At 51.0% G+C, this 7,598-nt stretch carries 5 protein-coding genes; all 5 read right to left on the bottom strand.

Features of this window, described 5'->3' with window-relative positions; genetic code table 11:
* Positions 1-57 precede the first annotated feature (57 nt).
* On the bottom strand, positions 58-306 hold the full coding sequence (locus tag HRU10_14555; protein ID NRA28453.1) for an AbrB/MazE/SpoVT family DNA-binding domain-containing protein: 249 nt from the start codon (positions 304-306) through the stop codon (positions 58-60).
* A gap of 130 nt (positions 307-436) precedes the next feature.
* Entirely contained in the window at positions 437-1,285 is an 849-nt protein-coding gene (locus HRU10_14550; protein ID NRA28452.1) for a 3-methyladenine DNA glycosylase, read from the bottom strand.
* Between the two features lie 177 nt (positions 1,286-1,462).
* Positions 1,463-4,315 (bottom strand): excinuclease ABC subunit UvrA, encoded by a 2,853-nt coding sequence (gene uvrA, locus HRU10_14545; protein ID NRA28451.1) that lies wholly within the window; start codon positions 4,313-4,315, stop codon positions 1,463-1,465.
* Between the two features lie 250 nt (positions 4,316-4,565).
* Positions 4,566-5,930 carry a DUF1552 domain-containing protein gene (locus tag HRU10_14540; GenBank protein NRA28450.1) on the bottom strand — a complete coding sequence of 455 codons (1,365 nt, stop codon included), beginning with the start codon at positions 5,928-5,930 and terminating at the stop codon, positions 4,566-4,568.
* Between the two features lie 24 nt (positions 5,931-5,954).
* Positions 5,955-7,598 (bottom strand): DUF1592 domain-containing protein (locus tag HRU10_14535; GenBank protein NRA28449.1); only part of this gene is annotated, 1,644 nt, incomplete at its 5' end.

Here is a 7,598-nt window from a genome sequence, read left to right as displayed (position 1 = left end):
AGCAAAGAAGCCCGGCAGGAAGACATTTTTATTGTCAACACTGGACTGTCGACATGTTCATGCAAAATCCGGGCTAGCTACCAGATCATCAATCATTTGACCGACAACCCGATCATCTTCTTGGAAGTCAGAGATGCGCTCCTCGGTGTAGAGCTCAAGGGGAACACTTATCGTAGGGCGTAGCAATAGCCCCTGCTCAGTCTCTTCGATAACAAGGCGATCATTTTGTTGAAGACCAAATCGTTTACGAATCTTCGCAGGCAGAGTGATAGATCCGCGACGCCCGATGGTAATTTCAGATTCCATACGAACATGTAGCAGGATTTCCGTAATTTCGTCAAAAAAATCACCTTACTTAGATTATCTAGAGCCCACTATGCACAGCAGCAGCCCCCTTTTTTGGTAAAAAGCGATGACAAATCTTCACATGTTGTCATCAGTGATTGCTGACCCCGAGCTGCATCAGCTCAGCAGACATCCTCCCCGCCAATCCCTTACCCCGCTCGGCAATGGCTCTTTGCTCTCTCTGGTATGTGCTGCTGCCGTCAGAAGTTTCGATGCGAATGGGCTCGATGCCATAAGCTGCTAAATCGTAGGGAGACGCTCGCATATCGAGGAGACGGGCATCTTTGGCCAAACCAAGTGCATCCGACAGGCAGTCCGAGCTGATCCAAGGAAAGGCTTTGTAACACCATTTATAGAGGTCCATGTTGTAATGGATACAGCCGTGCTGCTCATTGGCATAGCGGGTGTCCTGGGTGGGATTCAACGTATTGAGTGGAGTGGCCCCTGGTGAGAAAAAACGATAAGCATCATAGTGCGAACAGCACACCAAGCGAGATTCTACCAACTCAGCAATTTCATCTTGCGGTAAGCGTAGAGGCGTCGCTCCATGCCGAACTTCATTATCTCGATAAACCATAGCCCATTCATGGAGACCGAAGCACTGAAAACGTGGCGTGCGATGAAGCGTAGCTTCCAGCAAGCCATGTATCCACTTGAGACGTCGGCGTACCCCCTCATCGATCCTAGATGAATCCAACATGCCACCGTTGTCGTCGATAACAAATCCCTGAATCCAAGCGAACTGGCTAATGGCTTCACCTCGAAGTTCTATATCGACCGGCGGATGCCAGCGCTCTACTCGGTTGCGATTCACCCGATAGTATTCGAAGAGAAAATCCCAGATCGGATGCTTTATACCGAGTCCACGACGCTCTCTCTGCTCCCCAAACCAAGAGCGCCATCGTGCATCAAATGCGGCCTGTTCGGCCTGCCAATGCATGCAACTCCAGCGTCTTGTTGCAGTCCTTCCAATCATACCGTCATGCGACTCTAAATCGTGATCGTTTTCGTTGTCGTGTTCGTAATCGGGATTTGGCAGGCGAATAGAGCAGTCACGAGGCAGAAAGACAGTTGAGGGATTGTTATTTTTTTGAACCGAGAGAATCGCAAAATGATATCATACGCTGCGAAAGCGACCCAAATGCTCGCGGAGGCAATGAGCCGTTGGGGTGTCTACCTTGGAGAAATCGGAGCGCTCACCGCTATAAACGAGGTGCCCCCCCTCCTTTCCACCCACGGGTCCCAACTCAAGGATATAGTCAGCCAAGTTGATGACATCGAGGTTATGCTCGATGATGATTACCGTGTTCCCTTGGTCCCGCAGTCGGAACAGTAAATCCATAAGCCGCTGGATATCAGCCGCATGCAGGCCCGTTGTAGGCTCATCCAAGATGTAGAGTGTCTGCCCGGTGTTACGTTTGCTGAGCTCTAGCGAGAGCTTGATACGTTGTGCCTCACCACCTGAAAGCGTGGACGCCGCCTGACCTAGCTTGATGTAACCCAGGCCAACTGACTGCAAGGTTTCAAGTTTTTCACGGACTTTGGGGACTTTATCAAAGACACGCATCGCCTCGTCGACGGAGAGATCCAGCGCATCGGCGATAGAATGCCCTTTGAAAAGCACTTCGAGTGTCTCACGATTATAGCGCTTCCCATTACAACTGGGACAGGTCACATAGGCATCTGCCATGAACTGCATATCCAGTTTAATCACACCATCTCCCTTGCAGCGTTCACAGCGCCCTCCGGCGATGTTGAAACTAAAACGACTCGCTCCGTAACCGCGTACTTTCGCTAGCGGGGTCTTAGAATACAAATCGCGGAGAATATCAAAGAGCTTGGTAAATGTCGCCGGATTGGAACGTGGGCTCCGTCCTATAGGCGACTGGTCCACTCTAATCACGGACTGTAGCTGCTCTAGACCTTGTATTTTAGTATGGGCTCCAGGTATCTCCTTCGCTCCATTCAAGCGGAAGGCAGCAGCTCGCCCCAAAACATCGTTGATCAAAGTACTTTTACCCGACCCTGACACACCGCAAACTACGGTCAATAGGCCAAAATAAATAGATGCATCGACATCTTTGAGGTTGTGCTCGCGGGCTCCATTGATCTGGACGCGTGAGCCCCCATCACCACGAAGGGCGGCATCTCTATGGATGCGCGATTTACCAGACAGAAACGGGCCCGTCCTACTAGCTTTGGACTGCATACAAGCCTCTGGTGTCCCTTGAAAGACCAGCTCACCTCCTGAAACGCCAGCACTAGGACCGATCTCAATCACACTATCAGCAGCTGCAATCGTTTCCTCATCATGCTCGACCACGATAACGCTGTTACCCCGGTCTCGGAGATTCTTCATGGTATCGATGAGCCGCTTGTTGTCGATCGGATGCAGGCCGATGCTGGGTTCATCGAGCACATAGACGACACCAACGAGTCCCATGCCAAGCTGGGTCGCGAGACGCACGCGCTGAGCCTCACCTCCTGACAAGGTATTGTAGAGTCTATCCAAACCGAGATAGCTCAGGCCTACCTCGCCAAGAAACTGGAGGCGTTCCTGAATACCGTGAATCGCATCACCGACCATGTGATAGCTGGGATTGTTGACCAGACGCGCGTCGACAAACGTCTTAGCCTCGCCGATATCCATAGCCAAAAACTCGGGAAAAGACAGGCCTTCTAACAAAGCGCTACGTGCCAAGCCATTGAGACGTAGGCCTTTACAGTCCGGACAAATCTGTTCGGATTGATACAAAGACAGTTTCGCTCGAAACCCATCACTGGAACTGGTGCGAAAAGACTCCTCGAGGTCGGCAACAACACCCGCATAAGGCATCACCTCAGGCTTGGAATTACCTGGCTTCAGCTTGAAGCTGAACAAGCGCTCACCGGTACCGCGTAGAATTTGGTGACGGACGGTCTCATCCAATTTCTCCCAGGCCAAATTGGGATCAAAGGGAAGCTGCTCTGCCAATTGCTTCAAGATAGCATTCCGTTTAATGATCATAGCCTTGGAACCCAGTCGCCACGGTTTGATCGCTCCATTTTTCACCGACTTGGTGGGGTCTGGCACTAACAGATGGTCCTCGAATGCCCGCACAGTCCCCAAACCGCCGCAAGTATCACATGCTCCCTCGACATGATTCCAAGAAAAGTGCTTGGGGGTAAGCGCGGGATAGACGGTACCGCAGATTTCGCAGGCCAGGTTCTGAGAGAGTGCAATTTCCGACCACTCAGCATCGCGAGCCACCTGAGACAGAACGGTTGCCCGGTTGTCACCTTCACGAAAACAAAGCTCAAGGGAATCCGCCAGACGCGCACGTTGGTCCGGCCTCAGAACAATGCGATCTACCACAAGATCCACCGCGACAGGATCCCTGCCAGGACGAACGATTCCCGGTTCATCCAACTCGACGATCTCGCCGTAGATCCTGATGCGACTAAATCCCTTTTGTTGCAGCCGTGGTAATTCCTCGCGCAGGACCGCCGGCTTGGCATTCAGGATCGGAGCCAGCAAGATAAGCCGCGCGCCTTCGGGCTCCTGAAAGACCCGCTCAATGCAATCATCCAAACTGCGCCGAACGATCCTCCCCCCATCTTTAGGGCAAAACTGGTCGGCCATCACCGACCAGAGTATCCGCGCATAATCGGCGACTTCTGTTACTGAAGCCACCGTGCTCCGTGGATTCACTCCACCACCCGTGCGCTGCTCAATGGCAATCACCGGCGATAGTCCATGCACATAATCAACATCAGGACGTGGCATCTGGTCGAGCACCTGCCGCGCTTTGGTCGACAGGCTATCCATGTATTTGCGGTAGCCTTCCGCGTAAAGGGTATCAAAAGCTAACGAAGACTTACCCGAACCGCTCACCCCGGTAATCACCACCAACGCATCCCGAGGAATCCGCAGTTCGAGATTCTTCAGATTGTGCTCCCGCGCACCCTTAATATGGATATCCCCAAGCATGATCGCAAAGGATCAAGATCGGATACTCAGCTCGAAACACAAGTGCAGAGGGCACTATTGAGAAAGTCCTAGCTACCCATGTTTGATCGATTGGTCTCTATCGACCTTGCATATCAAAAAATTCAGGCAATGCACCGAGAGACTATCTTTATCATTACGATAAGTTCGCGCTACAGACAGCTCCAGGGCGGTTGAACAATCTGGATAAGGAAGTGAAAAACTGAAAAATCTCCCAATTCCACCGTGGCTTCTAAACTGAATAGAGCTCTTTAAACGTGCCGTCCGCTTCACCACCCTGGAAATTTTCAGGAAGCGGCACACCGAGGATATCAAAGTAGCTCTGCCAGAGGTTTCCGAGCATGGTGTCGTCGTGGCGAACATGCCCCTGGTGCGTCACTCCCAACGCCTTGCCTCCGAAGAACATGGTGGGAAGTTCATGCCTGTTGTGCGCGTTGAGTGTACCACCCGTGCTCCCCCAGCTCAAAAGAGTGTGGTCTAACAGGGTCTCATTGCCCTCACGGATAGACTTGAGCTTATCGATGAAATAAGCCCATTCATTGGAATACCAAGTGTCCACCTTCGTCAGCCACTGGAGTTTGTCTTTCTCTTCACCGTGGTGAGTCATTTCGTGGTAACCATAGGGGCAACCCTCAGATCTGAAAGTGAAGGTCCCGTCACGCAAATCCATGCGCGGCATGTATGATATGACACGCGTGCTATCAGTCTGGAGAGCCAGCGCAATAACGTCATACATCAAGCGCTGATAGTTGCTGTAGTCGAAAGAATCATTCTTACCCTGCTTCGGATCAATCGCCTGTGTGTTACCGAATTCAATGGGATCCACCGCGGGGCGAGGCTTTGCCATCCACTCAAGATCAGACTGCATCTTCTTCTCCACCAGACGCACAGAGGTGAAATACTCATCCAGTTTTTCACGGTCATTAGATCCTAGTCGATTATTCAATCTCTTCGCAGAATCTCGGACAATATCTAAGATTGAACCGCGTTGCTTAGAGGATGTACGCCGTGCTTTCATTTCCTCAGGAGTCTCCTGGCGAAATAAGCGATCAAAAATGACATCGGGGCGGTTTTCCGCGGGTAGAGGTGTGCCATATTCACTCCATGACAGCGTGTGATCTTGAGGGTTTCCAAAACCTGTCCCACGTCGTATTCCGAGAACCAGCGACTGAAAACGTGTGTCTTGGCCAATTGCTTTCGCCAATTGTTGGTCGCAGGACGCCAAAAGCTTGACACCACTTGCCTTAGTATTGGTCCCGGTCAGAAATGTGCGATCCCCCGTGTGTCCACCCGAGTGGTTAAGCTTCAGGCCTGAGATAATTGAGAATTCATCACGCAGACGATCCAGCGGTTTAAGAATGGGTGTCACCTCCCAATTCCTGCCGAGCGTTTTGGGGGTGAAATCTCGACCATTTACTCCCATCCCCCACATGCAAAAGACTGCTCTACTCGGGCGTTCACCGGCTCCAATTCCTCCAGCACTCGCATACGATTTAGATAAGGGGCTCATGCACTCCAACCAGGGCAGTGCCATCGCGACAGTGGCTCCACGAAGAAAAGATCGGCGGGGTAATACTTCGTTTTTTTGAATGTTCATAATGAATGATGGGAAAAGGTTAATTTACTTAGTCAGGAAAAGATCACTGTTAACAATCGCATGGACCACCGTCTGGATACGGAAATCGTCCCTTTCGAGCTGGCGATAAATGTCTTCGACAGTCGCTCTATCAATCACGCCAACGGGACGCGTGAGCGCATAGGTGAGCATTTGAGTGATGAATGCATGTCCGAAGCGGTCGCGCTCTTCTAGCAGAGCCTTTTTATATTCCTCAAGATTGCCGAAAGTTCGGCCAGACTTGAGATGCCCACTGGCATCAATAGCTGACCACTTATTTCTGTTCTCATGGGTGCGCCAGGCCCCAATCGCATCATAGTTTTCCAGCGCTAAACCATATCCATCAAGCCCGGCGTGACAGCTCGCGCAAGTCGGCTCTTGCCGGTGTAACTCCAAGCGTTGGCGGACTGTAAGTTTCTCTCCCTGCGTATTTGGCTGAATTTCCCCAGCACCCGGAGGGGGCGGTGGCGGTGGGTCATGGAACAGTTTCTCCCGCACCCAAGTCGCACGTGTCACTGGCAGAGTGCGGTCTCCATCAGATAAAAGTGTGAGCAATCCCGCCATCCCTAACACACCTCTACGCTGCACACCGTCTGGAATACTCACCTTACGGAACTCACGCCCATCTACATCTGGTATTTGATAGTGCTGAGCGAGGCGCTCGTTAATAATCAAGAAATCGGAATCGATGAAGTTTGTGATCGGGAGGTTTTCGTTGAGGACATGTTTAAAGAACTCGATCGGTTCACCAATTGAAGCTCTCAACAGTTCCTCATCGTAATAAAGGCCATCTTTACGCTTCTCGAAACTCCGATTGGGCTGCACCGAACCAAAGTCCCTGACACTGAGCCATTGACCCGCGAAGCTATTTATGAACCTGTCGGCCTTAGGATCTGCCAACATTCGCTCAACCTGCTCCCTGCGGATGCTAGGGTTGCTCAAATAGCCCCGAGCAGCTTTGGCAAAGAGCTCTGTATTGGGCATGGAATTCCAAAGGAAATAGGAAAGACGATTCGCAATTTCGAAGTCGTTCAAAGGGCGAACCGAATCGACTTGTTGAGGCTCTTGGATCAAGAGAAAACCAGGAGAGACCAAAACAGTCTGAAGTCCGAAACGCATGGTTTCCATATATGAGAGGCCAAACTCTTTTTGGGCGGCAAGAATTGGATCCACATATGTATTCAATTCTTCTTTCGAAACCGGCCGTCGAAACGCCTTCTGGATGAAGTAGTAAAGAGATTCGCTGATAGACTCTGAATCCAAGGTCTGAGACTCGTCCAATTTCATCGCAGCGAAAGACTTCGGAGGCCATTCCATGACCGGACCCTCTATTTCAGCAGCACCAAGAAATAGCAAAGGAATGTCTGCGGCGTCGATGTCTGGGTTTTCAATGTAGGCAGTCCCTCTAAAATCTTTCAGCAATCCAGCAACCTCAGCCTGCTCTTTTTTAAGTCTTTTTGCTTCTTCGGAATCTTTTTGACGGATCGCTTTGGATAGGTTGCGGCTCAAACGATGTAACCTCTTGCGGAGCTCTTTATAGACCGGGTCCTCAATGATTGTGTCTCCTCTAACATTCCAATCTATATGGAAGCGAGCTGGGAAATCTGAAGGCTTCCGGAGAAAAACGACCAAGTCTTGCAAGACAGGCTC

It is taken from the genome of Opitutales bacterium (assembly GCA_013215165.1).
In the GTDB taxonomy this organism is placed as follows: Bacteria; Verrucomicrobiota; Verrucomicrobiia; order Opitutales; family JABSRG01; genus JABSRG01.
Note: the sequence above shows the minus strand (reverse complement) of the source record. Positions and strands in the feature narration are given on the sequence as shown.

Excerpts from the sequence above, each read along its gene's own strand:
- HRU10_14540 (NRA28450.1), bottom strand. The coding sequence starts at position 5,930 with ATGAACATTCAAAAAAACGAAGTATTACCCCGCCGATCTTTTCTTCGT.
- uvrA (NRA28451.1), bottom strand. The coding sequence starts at position 4,315 with ATGCTTGGGGATATCCATATTAAGGGTGCGCGGGAGCACAATCTGAAG.
- HRU10_14550 (NRA28452.1), bottom strand. The coding sequence starts at position 1,285 with ATGCATTGGCAGGCCGAACAGGCCGCATTTGATGCACGATGGCGCTCT.
- HRU10_14555 (NRA28453.1), bottom strand. The coding sequence starts at position 306 with ATGGAATCTGAAATTACCATCGGGCGTCGCGGATCTATCACTCTGCCT.